Origin of the sequence: Enterovibrio baiacu, from assembly GCF_004120195.1 — a bacterium.
GTDB classification, from domain to species: Bacteria; Pseudomonadota; Gammaproteobacteria; order Enterobacterales; family Vibrionaceae; genus Enterovibrio; species Enterovibrio baiacui.
The window spans coordinates 1-18512 of sequence record NZ_SCHN01000035.1; the positions used below are offsets into that span (position 1 = coordinate 1).

General features: G+C 48.2%; 15 protein-coding genes and 1 pseudogene. 10 read left to right on the top strand and 6 right to left on the bottom strand.

Annotation, left to right across the window (positions count from 1 at the left end):
• From EQP46_RS23770 to EQP46_RS23790, 5 genes are all read right to left on the bottom strand, one after another.
• Window positions 1-383, bottom strand: a 383-nt coding sequence (locus tag EQP46_RS23770) for a hypothetical protein (RefSeq protein WP_129495955.1), incomplete at its 3' end; no start/stop codon positions are given.
• 5 nt (window positions 384-388) lie between these two features.
• On the bottom strand, window positions 389-2527 hold the full coding sequence (locus EQP46_RS23775) for an LruC domain-containing protein (RefSeq protein ID WP_129495956.1): 2139 nt from the start codon (window positions 2525-2527) through the stop codon (window positions 389-391).
• A 278-nt stretch (window positions 2528-2805) separates the two neighbouring features.
• Window positions 2806-3345: a hypothetical protein gene (locus tag EQP46_RS23780; protein WP_129495957.1), complete on the bottom strand. Its 540-nt coding sequence runs from the start codon at window positions 3343-3345 to the stop codon at window positions 2806-2808.
• 5 nt (window positions 3346-3350) lie between these two features.
• Window positions 3351-5489, bottom strand: a complete 2139-nt coding sequence (locus tag EQP46_RS23785) for an LruC domain-containing protein (RefSeq protein ID WP_129495958.1) — start codon at window positions 5487-5489, stop codon at window positions 3351-3353.
• Between the two features lie 257 nt (window positions 5490-5746).
• Window positions 5747-6103 (bottom strand): YibL family ribosome-associated protein, encoded by a 357-nt coding sequence (locus EQP46_RS23790; protein WP_129495959.1) that lies wholly within the window; start codon window positions 6101-6103, stop codon window positions 5747-5749.
• Window positions 6104-6381: 278 nt separating this feature from the next.
• On the opposite strand from EQP46_RS23790, the gene EQP46_RS23795 reads away from it, so the two are divergent.
• The 10 genes from EQP46_RS23795 to EQP46_RS23840 all read left to right on the top strand — a co-directional run bounded on the left by EQP46_RS23795 (window position 6382) and on the right by EQP46_RS23840 (window position 18160).
• Window positions 6382-6936: a response regulator transcription factor gene (locus EQP46_RS23795; protein ID WP_129495960.1), complete on the top strand. Its 555-nt coding sequence runs from the start codon at window positions 6382-6384 to the stop codon at window positions 6934-6936.
• A 91-nt stretch (window positions 6937-7027) separates the two neighbouring features.
• Complete coding sequence (locus tag EQP46_RS23800) at window positions 7028-7597, top strand: chemotaxis protein CheW (RefSeq protein ID WP_129495961.1); 570 nt, start codon at window positions 7028-7030, stop codon at window positions 7595-7597.
• Between the two features lie 3 nt (window positions 7598-7600).
• A complete protein-coding gene (locus EQP46_RS23805) occupies window positions 7601-9763 on the top strand; it encodes a CHASE3 domain-containing protein (protein WP_129495962.1) in 2163 nt (720 codons plus the stop codon).
• A 23-nt stretch (window positions 9764-9786) separates the two neighbouring features.
• A complete protein-coding gene (locus EQP46_RS23810) occupies window positions 9787-10680 on the top strand; it encodes a CheR family methyltransferase (RefSeq protein WP_129495969.1) in 894 nt (297 codons plus the stop codon).
• A complete protein-coding gene (locus tag EQP46_RS23815; protein WP_129495963.1) occupies window positions 10673-12328 on the top strand; it encodes a chemotaxis protein CheB in 1656 nt (551 codons plus the stop codon). Before EQP46_RS23810 ends, EQP46_RS23815 begins: the two co-directional genes overlap by 8 nt.
• On the top strand, window positions 12328-14115 hold the full coding sequence (locus EQP46_RS23820; RefSeq protein WP_129495964.1) for a chemotaxis protein CheA: 1788 nt from the start codon (window positions 12328-12330) through the stop codon (window positions 14113-14115). The genes EQP46_RS23815 and EQP46_RS23820 overlap by 1 nt, the downstream gene beginning before the upstream one ends.
• A gap of 67 nt (window positions 14116-14182) precedes the next feature.
• Entirely contained in the window at window positions 14183-15136 is a 954-nt protein-coding gene (locus EQP46_RS23825; protein ID WP_129495965.1) for an Hpt domain-containing protein, read from the top strand.
• Window positions 15137-15370: 234 nt separating this feature from the next.
• Window positions 15371-16327, top strand: a complete 957-nt coding sequence (locus tag EQP46_RS23830; protein ID WP_129495966.1) for an AEC family transporter — start codon at window positions 15371-15373, stop codon at window positions 16325-16327.
• Between the two features lie 642 nt (window positions 16328-16969).
• A complete protein-coding gene (locus tag EQP46_RS23835) occupies window positions 16970-17551 on the top strand; it encodes a hypothetical protein (protein ID WP_129495967.1) in 582 nt (193 codons plus the stop codon).
• Between the two features lie 129 nt (window positions 17552-17680).
• The gene (locus EQP46_RS23840) at window positions 17681-18160 is read left to right on the top strand and encodes a DMP19 family protein (protein WP_129495968.1); all 480 of its coding nucleotides are present in this window, start codon (window positions 17681-17683) and stop codon (window positions 18158-18160) included.
• Between the two features lie 70 nt (window positions 18161-18230).
• On the opposite strand, the pseudogene EQP46_RS23845 reads toward EQP46_RS23840, so the two are convergent.
• Window positions 18231-18512 (bottom strand): annotated as a pseudogene (locus tag EQP46_RS23845) (IS4 family transposase); the annotation flags it as partial.

Consider the following 18512-nt stretch of genomic DNA (forward strand, 5'->3'; position numbering starts at 1 on the left):
CTGTTGTAGTTAGCCGTGAAGGTGCCGTCGTCATTCTCCATGAATTCACCATAGAGAGAAATGTACGCAGGAGACACCGAGTAGCCGCGAATGTCGACTTCGAAGTTCTGCTCAAGCACGGGGTTGTAGGAGAAATCATCCGGCACCACCGTTTCACTCATCGAGGTTGCAGAGCTTGTAATGGTTTCTGGAATATCAGCCACGCCGCCTGAGGTGTCCACCAACATGCTTGGTGCACTGCTTGTGTTTGCTGAGCTGCTGTCTGTGGTTGAGCTGCTACCCGTGTCAGACGCTGTCACGCTTGCCACGTCACCGCCGTCTCCACCACCGCCGCAGGCTGAGAGTAGGGTAATCATAGCGATAATCGTTATAGGCTTATTCATGGTGATTACTCCTCAGACGAATAGGTTTTGTCAGCCGTGGCTTTCTCTAAGAGATACCACAGTTGGTTGTTGTTACCGCTAGACTCTGCGTAGCCTGCGAATTCCGAATAGGCATCAACCAAATCAACGTGTTCACGTGGCCAGCTCCATTCATCGGTAATAAGCAGTGCCCAAGGGTGGTTTGAATCCGTTTTAAAGTAACGGCTGCTGTTTGGATCACTCGAATCTGACCACCATCCATACCAGTATGTATCGAATTTCTCGGTAGGGGCTTGGTCAGTCAGGTGTATTTCTAGGCCACGGCCGGGGTTGTACCAAAGGCCATCGCGCACATAGTTGCCGGGCGTAGCAAACATGAAGGGGTCATACGGCATCGCCACGAGGGAACTGGTATCAACGCCTGCTTCGAAGTAGATATCCAGTTCGAACTCAAACGAGAGCGCTTCTTGGCAATGTTGCGCCGTGCGGTAATACATGCAGCCCGCTGGCACTTTCTGTTTTAGGTCTTCTGACACAATGAAAATGGCTTCGTTTGCATCTGATTCCAGCCCACTGGTTTCTTGCAACACCATGTTATGGCTTTGCGTGGTTGCGGCGCTGATGTCAGTGCGGTTTAAGCCCGGAAGACGGAAGGCGAAACCATTGTGGTAGCCAGCCCCGTATGCAGCGAGGTAGCCTTGGATGAGGACACGCGTGATGGCGTCGTTCTCATCAAGGGTTTCTGTGATGCGGAAACGGATGACCACGTCATTCATGTCGTAGTCGCCTTCTTTTGGCCAGTTATCCTCAAAGGCAACGGTGGCGTAACCATCAGAACTTGGGTAGTAACGCAGTGACGAACCGTCTTCCATGATGGTGACAGGATGATCTTCGACTTCACCCGTGGTCGCGCCACCGAAGTAGTCGAGATTACCGTTTTGAGAAAAGCGGAAACGTGACCAAGATGACCCAATCTCTGCGTCGGCAGGGACTGCAACAGTCAGTGCATTTGCACCTGCAGACAGTAAGTTGTTGTCGATGACTTTCTCGCCGCTGTCTTCAAAGTCACCGTCTTGGTTCCAATCTATCCAAGCTGAAAGGTAGCCCGATTGTGACGCTTGTACCGAGACAATGGCGTTTTTCCCTGCTTCTAGCGCGGTAACAAAACCAACGCCATCTTCATCTGCAAGACCGGCTTTGTTGTCATCTAACGGTGAGACAAAACCATCACCTTCACTGTCTGGTGCGATTGATCCTAGGTAGTAGCCGGTGTTGATTTCATGTCGAGGGCCGTTCGATGCCAGCAAGGTTTTGTAGCTGTCTGGCGCGTCACCAAAATCAATCGTTGAGTCTTCATCGATCACTGGCGCATTAGCACAGCGCGCACCATCGTTTTGAGCAGATGACGGGCCGGTTGCGAAAAACTCAATATCAATATTCCCCAAAGCAACGTCATTTGCATCTGAGAGGTCTGCGCGGAAAATACTGCCATCGCCATTTCGGGAGAGGTAAAGGTTGCCATTGACGTCAAAGTATATTGCACCGAATCCACCTGCAGGTGCGCCTATCTGTGAGACCATATTGATGACGACATTGGTATCCCCCGTCGTTAAATCAACTTGGTAAAGGTCGTAGTCATGATTATCGACGAGGTACAACTTATTATCGATGGGGTTTACCGCGATATCAGATGCGCGTATGACCCCCATGTTTGAGGTGATCGTTTCTGCGGTGAGTGTGGCCGATGCATCAGCCTCTAAGGGTGAAAGATCAATTTTGAATAACCCAGATTCGCGTCGGTGAAGATAATAAACGTTATCGTGCACGTCACCACTGATAAACCGAGTTAATTCCGGCAGCGCTGATACGTCAACTTGTTCACCCGTGTAATTTTTACCGATGCGGATAACGCCATAGTTGTCATAATCGAAGCCATAGATGTATCTGTCAGCGTCATTAAAACCCACAGCGTTGATATGTGTGTTTAACCCTGTGGTTGCTGCCAGTTCCGAGTAACCACCGGTTGCAAGGTTGACGCCATAAACCTTACTAGGCGAGCTTTGGAATAAGAACGCCTTGCTCGGACAGGTATCAAACGGCTCGTCGGCAATAACCGCAGTGGGAAAGAGCATGGCGAGTGATAGAAGCTTCAAATAGGTGCGCATCAGTGTTTCCCTTTTGAAAGGTTAAAAACAGCTATTTCGAATAACCATTACAATAACTGTGCCATGTGAAATGCCATTATTATTCATGTGGATAGTGGTTTTTGACTTGCTAAGGGGGTGGCGGTTTTTCTTAAAATGAAAGCCGTAATGACGAAGAGACACGGCGGTTTCTCAATATGAGAAATGGTGAACGATGCGCATATTGCGTAAAAAGAAAAAGCAGGCCGAAGCCTGCTTTTTTTGGGTAAAGGTCTCGATAAACTAATGTGGCGAGATGGTTACCATACCCAGCTCGATTCCGTGTTTGGAATGCGTTTCTGAACAGGGCTTGTGCCGTCATAGAACCACACTTCCGCAAGCACATAGTATTGCGAATCTGACGAGACATAATCCAAAGTGGCTTCACCGTCTTCTACTGGCGCAGAGGTAATGCGGCTGTTGTAGTTAGCCGTGAAGGTGCCGTCGTCATTCTCCGTGAATTCACCATAGAGAGAAATGTACGCCGGAGACACCGAGTAGCCGCGAATGTCGACCTCGAAGTTCTGCTCGAGCACGGGGTTGTAGGAGAAATCATCCGGCACCACCGTTTCACTCATCGAGGTTGCAGAGCTTGTAATGGTTTCTGGAATATCAGCCACGCCGCCAGAGGTGTCCACCAACATGCTTGGCGCACTGCTTGTGTTTGCTGAGCTGCTGTCTGTGGTTGAGCTGGTACCCGTGTCAGACGCAGTCACGCTTGCCACGTCGCCGCCGTCTCCACCGCCGCCGCAGGCTGAGAGTAGGGTAATCATAGCGATAATCGTTATAGGCTTATTCATGGTGATTACTCCTCAGACGAATAGGTTTTGTCAGCCGTGGCTTTCTCTAAGAGATACCACTGTTGGTTGTTGTTACCGCTAGACTCTGCGTAGCCTGCGAATTCCGAATAGGCATCAACCAAGTCAACGTGTTCACGTGGCCAGCTCCACTCATCGTTAATAAGGAGTGCCCAAGGGTGGTTATCGCTTGTTTTGAAATAACGGTCTGCATCAGGGTTGCTGTCATCTGACCACCATCCATACCAATAGGTATCGAATTGCTCGGTAGGGGCTTGGTCAGCTAGGTGTATTTCTAGGCCACGGCCAGGGTTATACCAAAGTCCATCGCGCACATAGGCACCTGGTGTGGCGAACATGAACGGGTCATAGGGCATGGCGACAAGGCTGCTGGTGTCGACGCCTTCGTTGAAGTAGACATCAATTTCAAACTCAAATGAGATGGCTTCTTGGCAGTGTTGCGCCGTGCGGTAGTACATGCAGCCTGCAGGCAGTTTCTGTTTTAAGTCATCCGATACGATGAAAATGGCTTCGTTAGAAATGGACTCTAGGCCATTGGTTTCTTGAAGTACCATATTGTGGCTTTGTGTGGTTGCGGCGTTGATGTCGTCTCGGTTTAAGCCTGGGAGACGGAACGCAAAACCATTGTGATAGCCCGCACCATAGGCTGCGAGGTAGCCTTTGATAAGAATACGGGTGATTTCATCGTCTTCGTTTAAGGTTTCTGTGATGCGGAAGCGGATAACCACATCATTCATGTCATAGTCGCCTTCTTTCGGCCAGTTATCCTCATAAGCCACAGTGGCGTAACCACTTTCGCTTGGGTAATGAACGAGCGAGGAACCGTCTTCCATGATGGTGACAGGGTGGTCTTCCACTTCACCTGTGGTTGCACCGCCTTCATAACTCAGCCCGCCTTCCTCTGAGAAACGGAATCGTGACCAGGTCGAACCGATTGTTGCACCAGATGGAACCGCGACTGAAATAATGTTGTTGCCGGCTGACAACAGGCTATTGTTGACGATACGTTCGTTGCTGTCTTCAAAATCGCCGTCGCCATTCCAGTCAATCCAAGCGGATAAGCGGCCGGCTTGAGAGGCTTGAACAGAAACAAGGGCCGTTTTACCCGCTTCCAGAGCGGTAACAAACCCAACACCATCTTCGTCAGCAACGCCTGCTTTGTTGTCGTCCAGTGGTGATACGAAACCATCGCCTTCACTGTCTGGCGCCACTGAGCCTAAATAGAAGCCTGTGTCGATTTGATGTCGTGGGCCGTTTGACGCGAGCAAGGTTTTGTAGCTGTCTGGCGCGTCACCAAAATCTATTGTCGAATCTTCATCAATCACGGGTGCATCTTCACAGCGTGCGCCATCGTTTTGATTGGAGTTGGGGCCGTCTGCAAATTTGACGGCGCCGACATTGTGTTGATTGATGTTGTCGGTATCTGTTAGGTCAATACGATAGATGTTCCCGTCACTGTTGCGAGATACGTAGTAATAACCGTCAACGTCAAAATAACCTGCCCCGAATGTGCCGGTTTTCCCCGTGTTACCAATGGGCGTTCCATGGCCGTTATTTGTATTGATTTCATACAGCTTACCGTTGTTATTTCGCACCGCATACAGCTTGTCGTTTCCTGGATGAAAGGCGAAATCGGTAATACCGAGAGGGGCATTGGTGGAAATGGTTTCTGCCACTAATGTGGCATCGGGATCGGTATCTAACGGCGTTAAATCGATTTTATAAAAACCTGTTCCTGGACCGTAAAGATAGTAATACCGGTCATACACATCACCGACATAGAAGCTGAAGTTGGGTAGCCCCGTGACTTCAATAACTTCTGCTTCGAAATCCTTATTGAGACGCACCACCTTTTTGCGGCTTTTTTCGAAGCCATAAATGTATTTGTGCTCGAATCCTTCACCGTCGCCTGTGCCGTTATCAAAGCCGACCGCATTAATACCGTCGTTTGTTAAAGCAACGTCGTTAGTAATGAGTGTTGTCGATCCCGTGACGAGATTAACGCTGTGGACCTCAACAGGCTTTGACTGAAACAAATAGGCTTTGCTTGGGCAAGTATCAAACGGTGACGCAAACGCAAGCGGCGAAACCGTTGTAAGTAGGGCTGCAGTTAAAAGGCGAGACATAGACATCTCCTTGAGTGTGTGTCTTCGGTGTTTCTATCAAGGAATATGCCAGTTTTATACTTTTGATATTAAAGGCTTTAACTTGGGAGCGCTGATTTTGGGAATGGCGATTTGGTCAGAATGACAATCAAAAAAACAGAAGGGAGTGGGATTTTATCAAAATGAGAAATTAAGAGAGGGTTATACGGTATAAGGCTCACCAGCAGTGAGAAAAACCCTCGTAGATCGACAGTTTTCTTACTGCTGGTGGAAGGTGATCAGAAAGGCTTGAATGCGTAGCCTGTCACTTCTGTTACACCGATTTCTTTACCCAACGCAGTGGTTGGGTGAACAACCATCAAGCCACGAACGGATTTTTTCAATTTACCCATGTCTGCTTGTTCTGCTTTTGTCAGCGCGCGGTTGAATTTTAACGCGACGATCTTTTGCGCCTTCGCACTAAGCTGTTTCTTTTGCTGCTCTTTAAGCGTTGAGATCTTTGTTGTCAGTTGATTGATCTCATTGGTCAAGCGCGCAATGTCTTCGTGGTTTTTTGTCGCATTCGCAATGTCTAGCTGACGGCGACACGCATCGAGTTGCTCGTTGCCTTCTTGCAGGGTGTTTTTCAATTTCATGGTCTTGCCTTTTATAAGCCAGCCTTTTGCAGGTGCCTTTTAACGCAAAGGCCTGTTTGAGGACGGGGATCTGTCTTTCATTTGATGGAGGGAGTATATCAGTAAGTGTTTCGTTTTTATTTATAAATGTGATCTAAACCACCTTCGCTCGCTCTCTTGTTCTTCCGTTTGGTCGTCTCACGGTGCTTGTTCAGCAAGCACGGCTATTCCACGCTATATTAAAAATTGTGTTTCATATTTGATACACCCTTTGGGTACGTTGAATTAAAAGGGTAAACATGAAAATTATCTTTGCAGACGACATGGCTGACATGCGCGATAGCATCATCAAATCACTCGCGGCGGTTGAAGACCAATTTGGGCCGTTTGAAATTCTCGGCCAAGCGAAAGACGGGCAAGAGCTGATTGCGTTAGTTGAGCGATACCCCGACGTTGACCTTGTACTAACGGACTTGAGAATGCCAAACATGGATGGACTCTCCGCATTGGTGTACCTAAAAGCGAATGTGAAAGTGAAGAATATCTTTGTGATATCCAGTGAGAACATTATCTCCATCAGTCAGGCTGAAAAACGCAAGATAGAGGCTGATATTGAAGAGAAGATGGGCTTACTCGATAAAATTGCGCACCGCGTGATTGATAACGAAGTGGTGGAAGGCAAGATTAATTCCATTTTGACCGGGTGTGAAAAGCTGCGTCTTGATCCCATCAAAGTGGCGGAATACTACGGCGCATCGGGCTACATGAGAAAGCCGATATCCAGTCGAAAAGTCGCCAGCATATTCGAGGGAATGTCGAAATCCCAAGGTTTTGTCAATATCGGGCTCGTCTAGGCTGACGTCCGAACGACATAACGCGCCTGTCTATCAATCCAAAAGAAGGTTGAGTAGGAGCGCATCGAACTCCTGATTTGAGGTGTAATCAATGAGCAAGGTAGTGGAGCAGCAGGCCTCGCGAATACCACATTATGCTAGCCATGCTGCATCAGACCCCAATACGATAAAGCGCGTCGCCCAGAAAAATCTCGTGTTTTCATTGGCGGATGAGCAATACGGTATTCCTCTCTCTTCGGTAAAAGAAGTGATTGGCCTGGTGAAGGTCACGCCAATCCCACATGTTCCGCCTTTCTTCAAGGGGCTCATTAACCTTCGTGGTCGCATCATTTCAGTCATTGATTTGAGGCTGAAACTCGGTCTAGAAGAAACAGAATATGAAGCCAAAAGAACCTCCATCGTGATCAGTGATGTGAACGCGTTAACCATTGGCAGCATTGTTGATGATGTGAATGAAGTCGTTGGGTTTGATGAAGATCAGATCGAGCGAGAATTGGAGATTTCACACAGCATAAAACGCGATTACATCACTGGCGTTGCGAAAGCCAAAGACAACTTGGTGTTGCTGTTGGATATTCATAAAGTGCTCGATCCTGAAGACTTAGAAATCATGGGTCATCATGTTGCGAAAGCCCCTCAACAAGATAGTAGCGAGGGATAAATCATGTTTGGTAACCTTTCTCTTCGCGCAAAGATCACCTTGGGAAACACGGTAAGCCTTGTGTTTTTGGTGGCGCTGGGTGTGTTTAGTGTTCGCAGTATCCAGCAACTGAATGAAACCGACGATTGGGTGGATCACACGCATCGTGTCATTAACAAAGCGCTGAGCATTGAGAAAGCCGCCGTGGACATGGAAACGGGCATGCGGGGCTATTTGCTTGCCGGCAATGAATCGTTTCTTGCTCCGTATACCGATGGGAAAGTGCGATTCGATGCGTTAGTGAATGAGCTTAAAACAACGGTCAGTGATAACCCTGCTCAAGTGGCCTTGCTGGAACAAGTAGAAACAACGATCAATGATTGGCAACGCTCGGTGACAGAAATGGCCATTGAGCTTCGGCGTGACATTGGTAATGCGCAGACCATGAATGATTTGGTGGCGGCAGTGAGTGAAGACCGAGGAAACGCTTACCTTGAGCGTATTCGGTCATCGCTTCGCGCATTTGAAATGGAAGAGAAGGCCAATCTCGTTGTACAAGACGCCGCGCTTGAGACCTCGACGGAAGGTGATGGCTCTATTCAGGCATTCCCCACACTACAACGCACTTATCAAACACTCGAACAAACCTCCTCAATCGAAACGACCGTGTTGGCCATGGCATCTGGCATGCAGGGTTACTTGCTGACCGGGAAAGATAGCTTCCTTATTCCTTACACTGACGGGAGAAACCGCGTTGATTTCCTGCTCAATGAGCTGAAAGCGAAAACGAGCGACAAACCTGCTCAGCGTCAAAGGCTCAACGATATTGACGCTGCGGTTTCCGCATGGCGAGTGCAAGTGGCGGATAAAAATATCGAATTACGTCGGCGCATAGCCGGTGGAAAAACGATGGAGGATATATCGACCTTCGTCGCTCAGGAACGGGGCAAAGCATTTTTTGATACGTTCAGGGCGCAAATGAGTGCGTTTGTTGAGCATGAGGAAGTGCTACTGCAAGAGCGCCAAGTGGCACTTGATGCGGCGATCGCGTCGAAGAAAAGCACCTTGATATGGGTTGTGTTAGCGGCTGTTCTGATCTCTATCCCCTTTGCCTTTTGGGTTTGTCACTCCATCATGCGCCCTTTTCAGCTCATCTTCCGAGGTCTGAAAACCTTCAGTTCGAACGAATTGTCGGAATTAAGTGTGGCTTTCAATAGCGTCGTGAAACGCATGGCGGAAAGTGCAGGGAGAGTGGCGACGGTGGCAAATAACATTGATAACGTATCGCAAAACCTTTCTCAAATCTCGAATCGCCAAGCAAGCTCGGTCGAAGAAACGTCTGCGAGCACAGAAGAGATCTCCGGCATGGTGCGCATCAACGTGCAATATGCAGAAGAATCAAAAGATCTGTCAAAAGAGGTGGGTGAAAAAATGACAGGCTTGGATGACGCAATGCGAATGATTTCTGAGTCCAATCATAAAATCGCAGAGTTGGTGAAGATCATCGGTGAAATTGGCGCCAAAACCACCATCATCGACGAAATCGTGTTTCAAACGAAACTGCTCTCGTTTAATGCGTCTGTTGAAGCAGAACGTGCGGGTGAACACGGGCGTGGGTTTGCGGTCGTGGCGCAAGAAGTCGGCAATCTCGCTCAAATGAGTGGTAAAGCGGCCACGGACATTTCAGCGATCGTGAAAAAGAGTATTTACGAGGCGGAATCCATCGCGAAAGAGAACACCTGCCGCGTAGAAAATGGCTCGGCCATCGTTGCTGAAACCAAGACGCAATCGAAATTAGTGATGGAGGGAGCATCCAAGATTTTTGATGCCTCCAATGAGCAAGCGCGTGGCATTCAAGAGATCAGCAATGCGGTTGAATCAATCAATAAAGCCACGCAGCATGCGGCGTCCATTGCCGATCAAGCCTCTAACTCTAGCTCTGAACTGAACAAACAAGCCGAAGATTTAAACCGAATGGTGCTCAATCTGAATAGCTTCTTACGGGGGCATGAGACCCCATCAACGGACGAACCTGAGAACACGGTGAGTGACGCACTGCGAGAGCAATATGAAGTGCAATCGATGACGAGTATTCGTCGCGAAATAGACAGTGCGACTCACTCGGCGTCTGACGAGCCGCAAGAAAAAGAAGGCAATGACAATCAGGCCGCTTGGAATCGGCTTTAGGTTGTCGGTAAGGGGCGTGAATGATGCATTCAGGAAACAATGATCACACGACGCCTTCTTATGTTGAGCCGCTTTCTGCGGGCAATATGGCGGGGATGACGCCGGAGGAGTTTGGATTTTTTTCAGCGCTGATCTTTGAGCATGTCGGCATAAAGCTCGAGAACGAAAAACGTAGCATGCTTGAAATGCGTTTGTACAAGCGCTTGAGCGCGCTTCAGTTGCGCTCATTCCACCAATACATGCAGGTGTTACAGCAAGACACCAATGGCAGCGAACTGGTCGCCTTCACCAATCTCGTTACGACCAACAAAACCTCTTTCTTTCGCGAGCAACGCCACTTTGATGTATTGCGGCGCGACATACTCGCGCAGCCGAAAACAGAAAAAACCTTCATTTGGTCTGCGGCGTGTTCCAGCGGGGAAGAAGCCTTTTCATTGGCGATGCAATGCGAATCCATTAAGGGTGAGCAACCCCATTTTGATTACCGCATTCTGGCAACGGACGTGGATACGCAGCGCCTTGAGATGTGCGCAAACGCAGAATACACCGATGAGCAACGAACCGACATTCCAACGCTGTTCCAGCATCAGTTCATCGAACGCGTAACGCACAAGGGAAATACGTTCACCGTGGCAGAACGGCTAAAGCAAAACATCAAGTTTAGGCAGCATAACCTCATTCACTATCCCGAAAAATTTGGCATCCAGTTTCACTATATTTTCCTGCGGAATGTGCTGTTCTATTTCCCTCGCAGTACGGGGGAAAAGGTGGTGCGCGCGTTAGTGAGCCAATTGCAACCGGGTGGTCTTTTCTTTGTTGGATTAACCGAATCCTTGCAACACATGGATGTTGGTTTGGAATTGGTGGATGTCTCCGTTTATCGGAAGCCCGACGCGGGGAGGGCGGTCGATGAATGATGTGCAAGTTCGCTCGGGGGAATGCCACTTTGTGTTTCGCGAATCGACGTGGCTACACGCAGTGGTGGGAACCTGTGTGACGGTTTGCATTTGGGATCAAGAAAATCAAAGCGGGGGAATGTGTCACTATCGCTTGCCTGTCGTGACTGAGGCTATTGCGCTGGGTGATCATACCCATGATTACGGCACCTGTGCGATTCCGCATTTGCTGAAAAAATTTAAACATACCTCGTCGAACCCAGAAAACCTACGAGCTTGGGTGATTGGTGGCGGCCAAGTGCATGATGGCGAATACATGCAATCGCAGCAAATTGGCGATCGGAATGTGATCGTGGCTTTGGAGACGCTCGCGCGTTTTGGTATTCCCATTGTCGGGCTTTCTGTCGGGGGAAATTCCGGTCGGCAGATTCGCTTTAATCCGAAATTGGGCGATGTCGATTTTCGATACGTTGATGACTCACCAAACGCGGCGGAACACCGAGGTTTAGCGCAAGACTATTCACCACGTTGGGTGTATGTCGTTTCGGCTCGTCAGACGTTTAATGCGTCGATAGAAAAGGCGTTTAGTCACGATCCGAGTATTCATATTCATGTGTTGCCGGATCTGGAGAGTGTTGACCGCTATTTCTTCCACCAAGCGCCACATGCGCTGATCATTGACGCCCAATACCTTGATTCGCCGTTGTATTCTGCTGCTTCGTCAGCGCGCATTGCCGAACAGCACCCTTTACCCACTGTGGTGGTTGCGGACAGTGTGATGCCACTGCCTGATGACCAATATCTTACCTTGGCGCAAACAGTGGGGCATCGCATTTTGGTGTCAACGCATCAGCACCTTTCGAAAGTGTTGGCCGCTGCGATCCGCCTCAATAGTCTTTCAGCGCCGATGCCCGTAAAGGGTGCTCATCTTGCATCAAACGCCGAGCGTATCACTGAGACTGCGATGTGGAATGGGCGTAAGTTCGACGAGGAACAAGGTGAGAGAAACCAAGACGAGATGCACCTCAATCAAACAGGAAGACCTGATGGGGTTGTGCTGGTGGGGTCATCGACAGGGGGCGTAGATGCGCTTGAAGTCCTGCTCTCACAATTTCCAAGCAATATGCCGCCGATTTGTATTGCCCAGCATATCCCTGAAGACTACTCATTGGCCTTGGTTCAGCGATTGAACACCAAAAGTCGGCTGACCGTGAAGGAAGCGGTGGATGGCGAAATCTTAGCGCACAATTGTGTGTATTTTGCGCCAGGGAACCATCACATAAAATTGGTGCAGTTGAGCCATGACAAAGTGGTTGTGCGCACCACGCAAGACCCGCCGATTAACAGTTTCCGGCCTTCCGTTGATTACCTCTTTGATTCCGCGACCAAGATCCACGGGTGGCATCTTGTCGCTGCCTTGTTGACAGGCATGGGGAGTGACGGCGCAAACGGGCTTCATCGATTGAAACAACACGGCGCGTTTACCTTGGTGCAAGATGAAAAAAGCTGCGTGGTGTATGGCATGGGGCGTGTAGCGAACGCATTAGGGGCCGCGTGCAAAACCGTGTCGATTCAAGACATGGCAACGGCGATCCTTGATGCCTATCAGTCACCGGTTTCTGCATTATCTTGTGACAATAGGGATGAACTCAGTAAGGAGTTGCGTTAATGCCTCAATCTGATTTGCATACCCTTGTGAGTGAAGTGGCTACCGACTTATCGGGTGTGGCGAACGTGCTGTCACTCCCCGTCGCTATCAACCATCTCAAGCAAGACTTCTCTGGCCTCGATGACAAGTTGTCATCCACAGCCAAGGATGACCCGCGCTTCAACGCGCTCCACTTTTTGATTCAACAAACGGTGTCATTGCTGGATTTCTTAGACGCTGAGACAAAAGAGGCGGATGGCAACTTGCTGGCGTTGTTGGATAGCGTGATTGAAACAGCCCGCGCGGAAACGGCATGCATTGCAGGCGATGATGAAAGCGGCGGCGAAGATGACACAGACGATGCTCGACGTAGCGAAAACATGGCGAATGAGCTCAGCGCCTTGGCCATTTACGCATTAGACGCGCTTGGCATTGACGTGACCTTGATGGAAGACGCGCCCGTGTTTGATGACGATGTATCGAGTGAGCTTGATTACCTTAGCTCGCTCAATCAAACCCATGGGGAAAACAGCGAAGCACGGTCAGACTCACAAACGCTAACCAAAAAGCGCGTGAAAGAAACCAAGGATGCAGAGACACAGACAAAGTTTGAGCCGACGACCCGCGTAAAATCGCACTTGCTTGAACATCTTATGAGTTATTCCGAAGAGCTCGTGCAGATCAGAAATACCCTTGCCGATTTTGCAGAGAAGCAAGAGAGCCTGGCACTGACGGAACTGTCCAACAAATTAAAAACCGTGTCGGATGGCATGCTCAATGATCTGCTGAAAACGCAAATGCGACCTGTTGGTAACTTGCTGAGTAAATACCGTCGCATCGTTCGTGATCTCTCAAAAGAGCTGGATAAAAAGGTCGATGTCGAAATCATCGGCGAAAACATCGAACTCGACAGCAATGTTATCGACGCCATTAATGAACCGCTGACACACCTTGTCCGAAATGCCTTAGATCATGGTTTTGAAACCCAAGCGGCGAGGGCGGCCTCCGGAAAGTCTATGGTCGGAAGGCTTCTTATTCACGCCTATAACGAAGCGGGTAAGGTCGTTATCAACATTTGTGATGATGGAAAAGGCATCGACAGAGAAAAGGTGCTGAGCAAAGCCGTTTCTAATGGATTGATCACCGCAGAAAGCCAGCACCAGCTTTCGGACAAACAGATATTGGAGCTGATTTTCCACCCCGGTTTATCCACCTCAGAGCAGGTCAATGCGCTTTCTGGTCGAGGCGTGGGCATGGATGCGGTGAAGCGCAAAGTGGAAGACATTAAAGGCACGATTGATATTCATTCTGAGAAGGGTGTCGGCACTGAGATCGCCCTGATTTTCCCGCTTACCATGGCGACGTTGAAAGTGGCCTTGTTTGATATTGGGGATGTCACTTACGCCATCCCTTCGTCGGACATCGCCAACATTGTTGCCATCAGTCACCATGAAGATCATTCAAACGTCAGGTTTGATAGTGGCCATGCGCTGCTCTTCCAAAACAACAACGTTATTCCCTTGGTTGAGCCTCACGAATACTTGGGTGCATTGGCAGAGCGACATGCTTTCCGCCGAACCTATCAACAAGGGATGCGCCACAGCGTTATCGTGTTTACGCATCGGGGACAGCAATGGGGGTTGCCCGTCGACCATGTTCGCGCATTCTTAGACATTGTGATCAAGCCATTAGACCGCTCTATGAATGGGAACGATGTGTTTGCTGGTGCAGCCGTGCTTGGAAACGGGGATTTGGCCTTAGTGATCAACCTGAAGAAAGTCATTCAGTTTGCGCAGGCCTATCACTGAGTATGTTATGGACACTCGCGTTCTTTCTTGAGCGAAAGAATCACGTCATTTGAAATAGGGGGGTAATATGAAACTCTTGGGCAGTTTTTTGTTGGATTTCGATATCATTTCGCCAAAAGATTTGGCGGACGTGATGGTTGAGCAAATTCGCCAAACGCCGAACAGTTTGGATATTCTCTATGAAAAAGCGTTGATCACGCCCGAGCAATTTCTTTCCATCGTCTCGTTGCAAAACGACGAGCACCTCGATCTGTGTTCAGCGTGTATTCGATTAGATATTTGGCGTAATGAGTTCTTTGATGTTATCAACGAAGAGGTGGCAAAGCGGAGATCAACACTGGGACGTTTGCTGGTGGAAAAAGGGTTGGTTGAGCCGCATGTATTGCTGCCCATCCTTAAGCAATACCATGTGTACCGCGCTGAAAATAACAATGATTTTGCCTTATTCTCTGAAAATACATTGTTAGACCTCAATGAAAGCGAAGCAGAAGAAACTGCGCCCAACGTGCACTTCGACCCTGACTTTTCGCTCGTTCAAGCCAGTGATTTTTCCGACTATATTGACCTTTTCTCAGAAGAGAAAGAAATCGAATTAGAGCTCGTTATTCTGGCCATTGAAGCCTTGGGAAGCGATAAGAACGAAGCTGATCCGGAAGAGCTATTGAACCAGTTTTTCACTGACTATCATTCCCTGAAAGGCACCGCACGCAGCGTCGGCGCATTGCTGACTGAAAATCTTATTCATGAATCCGAAGATTTACTTACCTTCTTTAAGCGCTTCCTCCACAAAATCAACAATGCGGATTTTGCCGCACTCGCGGCGATCAATCTAAAGGTGTTGGATGTGCTCAGTAATTTGAGAAACGAGATGATTTCATCAGGCGCAGAAGAACACTACTGGGCACACGCTGAATCGAGAGAGAAATACCTCAAAACGCTTGGCGACATTAAGCGTTTCAACGAGGACATGGAAAACCGCGGTTTTGAAGTGAACCTTGAGGACGTGCAGGACCTTTTCTAGCGAAGCATGTGTTCTCTCGACCTTATGGCCAAAGCACAACACATTGAGCCGTGATCCACTTAAGCATTAAACGACGGACAGTTTCATTGTTAGGCCACTCTGCGTACTTGCATAAACAAGAGGGAGCGAAGGAACAAGAAAAAATCGATACTGTTGAACGGCTTCCCAAGAATGGGCTGTGATTTCATTGTATGATGACACAAGGCTCGCTTTTCTCTTGCTACGGATATGCTCATGGGAGACGTTCTACAACAACTGCAATTTTCGTTGTCTATCACAGGCCCCATCTGCTTGATGCTGGTGCTTGGGGTCATGTTCAAGCGCATTGGCCTGATTAACGACAATTTCATCGACGTTGGGTCAAAACTCGTTTTCCAAGTCACCCTGCCTACCATGCTGTTCCTGAGTATTGTTGTATCTGAACATGACTTTTCTGCTGCAAGCGGGTTTGTGAACTTCGGCGGCATCGCCAGTATCCTGTTTTTTATCTTCGCGACTATCTCAGTAAAATTACTCTTCAAAGATTCACCCAACCAAGGTGTTCTGATTCAAGGGAGTTACCGAGCAAATACAGGCATTATCGGTATCGCTTTTGTGGCAAACGCCTATGGTTCACAAGGGGTTGCGCTAGCGGCCTTATACGTCGCAGTAACAACGTTCATTTATAACGTACAAGCGGTGATTTGCCTTTCCCCCAAAGGCGCTGCATCTGGAGCGCAAACCGCGAAACTCATGTTTCGAACCTTGACTAAAAACCCTCTCATTATTTCGATTCTTTCAGGCATGGTGTTCTACATGCTTTCTATCCCAGTGCCGAATGTGGTGGTTGATGCGGGAAATTACTTGGCAAAGATGACACTGCCTCTCGCCCTTTTGTGCACCGGCGCTTCCCTCAACTTTAGTTTGATGAAGAAAGAGAAAGGACCATCGTGGTTTGCTAGCAGCTACAAACTCATCGTCGCGCCATTGCTCATCACGTTTGGGGCTTATTTAGTCGGCTTTAGAGGCATAGAGTTAGGCATCTTGTTCTTTATGAATGCCTCCCCCGTTGCCGCTGCAAGCTATGTCATGGTTCGATCAATGGGCGGGAATGCCGTGCTGGCCGCCAACATCATTGCTTTCACCACCGTGCTTTCGGCTATTACCTGTACAGCGGGCATTGTCATCCTCAAAGCGTATGGGTTGATCTAGCGCGATCAAAAAACACGTTGACCATAATGTTTTTAATGCTCTACTGCCCACTGTTTATACATCCAGCTTAAACCATGACGGTGCATAATACCGACGCACGCCGTTTTGGGGTATTTCTACAGACATCCAACGATTGCACTATAAAAATGTATTAGAATTAGTACGTTAGTTTTATGTGATTTTGACGTATTGTTATTATTGGACAAAATGGTGTGTTTAATCACCCCATTTTGGGGTTGAATACACTGTTATCCGTCAGTTCTTCTCATTGTTTAGTTTGCGATGTTTGGCTAACTAATTTCTCTCTTCGTCGCAGGCTGTTTATTCTGAAAACGCTAACCAAACCAATCCCAAACTCGATGCAAAATCATGAGGCTATCTTTGCTAAGTTGAATTCAACGCTTATGTTTTTATCGCGTGATTTTGTCTTTAAGGCTGCAGTGGAATTCACAAAATGGCGCGTTCGTTGGGTGTTGGCGGCAAAGCCGCGATAGTATGAAGAATCAGCGGCTAACAAGGTCATCAACAGGACACCTAGCCAATCTCGAAGAGCTTAGAAAGTGTTGTGAATACATAGGCTTGGTCAGGTTTAGTGCGGGCAAGTGCCCGTTATCACAGCGTTATGTGCCAGAGGGAATCTGAATGAGAGATGATATGTCAAAACTTCTTATCCACTTTACGAAGGGAGATGACGAGGAAGATGCATATAAGAATTTCAAGAACATTATCTCTCAGGGGATGCTTTGTAGCTCTCGAGAAAAGATACGGAGTGGAGCAAACTGTGTTTGCTTTACCGAAGCCCCACTTCCCGCTTTAGCAGACGGACTTTTAAATCCATCATTCTATTCAAATTACTCTGCTTTTGGCTTCGCTCTGACTAAACAACATGTTTTCGAGCTAGGTGGTCGCCCAGTAATATATCAGCCAGACTGTGAATTTGAGCAATTATCTAACGAAAACAGCTGGCGACATGTTCGCTACGAGCCGCCAGATATCGATTTTACTTGGGAGAGAGAGTGGAGAGTTCAAACATGTGGGTTTACGATCTCGCCGGAAACAACAAAACTGGTAGTTCCAAATGCCAGTTGGGCTCAGCGTCTAGTTAATGAGCATCGCGATGAGCAGGAATGGTGCACAATACAGTACTACCAAATTATGGATTCCCTTTTAGCTCAACAATATGAAGAGCCATGGCCATGGATAGTAGTTGAGCTGGGCACATAACAAGCGAATGAACGAGGGACATTTACTCGTGGCGCATTTTTTCATAGAAGCGCTGTGATTTAGGCGCTTCAAACAGTTTGGGTTAGTAAACGCCCGTTATTCAAACGTTATGCATCAATGAGGGAATGAATGCACTTCTCAGACTTCGCAGATAATGAAGAACCGGCATTTGATGTCTTCAATGCTTGCCATGAAATTGTTTTTGCGGGCAGTGATGGTAACACTGAGTATTTAGAGCGAATCAGCTCGGAAGCAAGGTTAGTTTATTTGCTGTGGTGTTTTGATGGTGAGGTCCACAACGGCGGTTTTGATCAGCTCTTTTTTAATTCACTTGGTGATCATTGTTTGGAGATATTGGCTGGGCTCAAAAAGGTTAATGCCATGAAGTTTTATGGACTACTTGACAAGGCGTTGCTCTGGTTTCCAGAGTCTAAGCCCTCAGTAGATCGAGAAAAAAGATGGGAGCAACTTGAGCCTTACGAGGATGATGAAAACTACGAATCCGCTCTAGAAAATCTAGATACCGAATTCTACAAATACGAAGACAATCTTGCAGAGCTTCTACATAAATTCGTTAGGGAAAATAGGGATGCGCCTGTAAATGCATAACAAGCGCATGTTTCGGACAAATTTCCGCTGCGCTTCAATTTGCCGCAAATGCGGGCGCTGAAGGATCCCCTCATAATTCTCCCAACCCAGAAGAATGTGTCAGCCTCTGATACTCGAGCATAGCCCACTGATATTGCTGTTCATTGATGCAATATCGTCGGTGGTTTCTCACCTCTCTACCTAAACGAGGAATGGAGAGAACGCGACGATGTTTAATGGTGTTGGCTTGAAAGTCGTATTGCCATTTCGCTTTTGTTGCAATGAGGCCATTCCACCACATGAGTAGCTCTGCCAGCAGCGCAATCAATAACAAGACGTTGAGGCGCTTGATACAACGCGTTCGGTTATGCCG

Excerpts from the sequence above, each read along its gene's own strand:
- EQP46_RS23805 (WP_129495962.1), top strand. The coding sequence starts at position 7,601 with ATGTTTGGTAACCTTTCTCTTCGCGCAAAGATCACCTTGGGAAACACG.
- EQP46_RS23785 (WP_129495958.1), bottom strand. The coding sequence starts at position 5,489 with ATGTCTCGCCTTTTAACTGCAGCCCTACTTACAACGGTTTCGCCGCTT.
- EQP46_RS23840 (WP_129495968.1), top strand. The coding sequence starts at position 17,681 with ATGCACTTCTCAGACTTCGCAGATAATGAAGAACCGGCATTTGATGTC.
- EQP46_RS23800 (WP_129495961.1), top strand. The coding sequence starts at position 7,028 with ATGAGCAAGGTAGTGGAGCAGCAGGCCTCGCGAATACCACATTATGCT.
- EQP46_RS23790 (WP_129495959.1), bottom strand. The coding sequence starts at position 6,103 with ATGAAATTGAAAAACACCCTGCAAGAAGGCAACGAGCAACTCGATGCG.
- EQP46_RS23795 (WP_129495960.1), top strand. The coding sequence starts at position 6,382 with ATGAAAATTATCTTTGCAGACGACATGGCTGACATGCGCGATAGCATC.
- EQP46_RS23820 (WP_129495964.1), top strand. The coding sequence starts at position 12,328 with ATGCCTCAATCTGATTTGCATACCCTTGTGAGTGAAGTGGCTACCGAC.
- EQP46_RS23830 (WP_129495966.1), top strand. The coding sequence starts at position 15,371 with ATGGGAGACGTTCTACAACAACTGCAATTTTCGTTGTCTATCACAGGC.
- EQP46_RS23835 (WP_129495967.1), top strand. The coding sequence starts at position 16,970 with ATGAGAGATGATATGTCAAAACTTCTTATCCACTTTACGAAGGGAGAT.
- EQP46_RS23825 (WP_129495965.1), top strand. The coding sequence starts at position 14,183 with ATGAAACTCTTGGGCAGTTTTTTGTTGGATTTCGATATCATTTCGCCA.
- EQP46_RS23810 (WP_129495969.1), top strand. The coding sequence starts at position 9,787 with ATGCATTCAGGAAACAATGATCACACGACGCCTTCTTATGTTGAGCCG.
- EQP46_RS23775 (WP_129495956.1), bottom strand. The coding sequence starts at position 2,527 with ATGCGCACCTATTTGAAGCTTCTATCACTCGCCATGCTCTTTCCCACT.
- EQP46_RS23780 (WP_129495957.1), bottom strand. The coding sequence starts at position 3,345 with ATGAATAAGCCTATAACGATTATCGCTATGATTACCCTACTCTCAGCC.
- EQP46_RS23815 (WP_129495963.1), top strand. The coding sequence starts at position 10,673 with ATGAATGATGTGCAAGTTCGCTCGGGGGAATGCCACTTTGTGTTTCGC.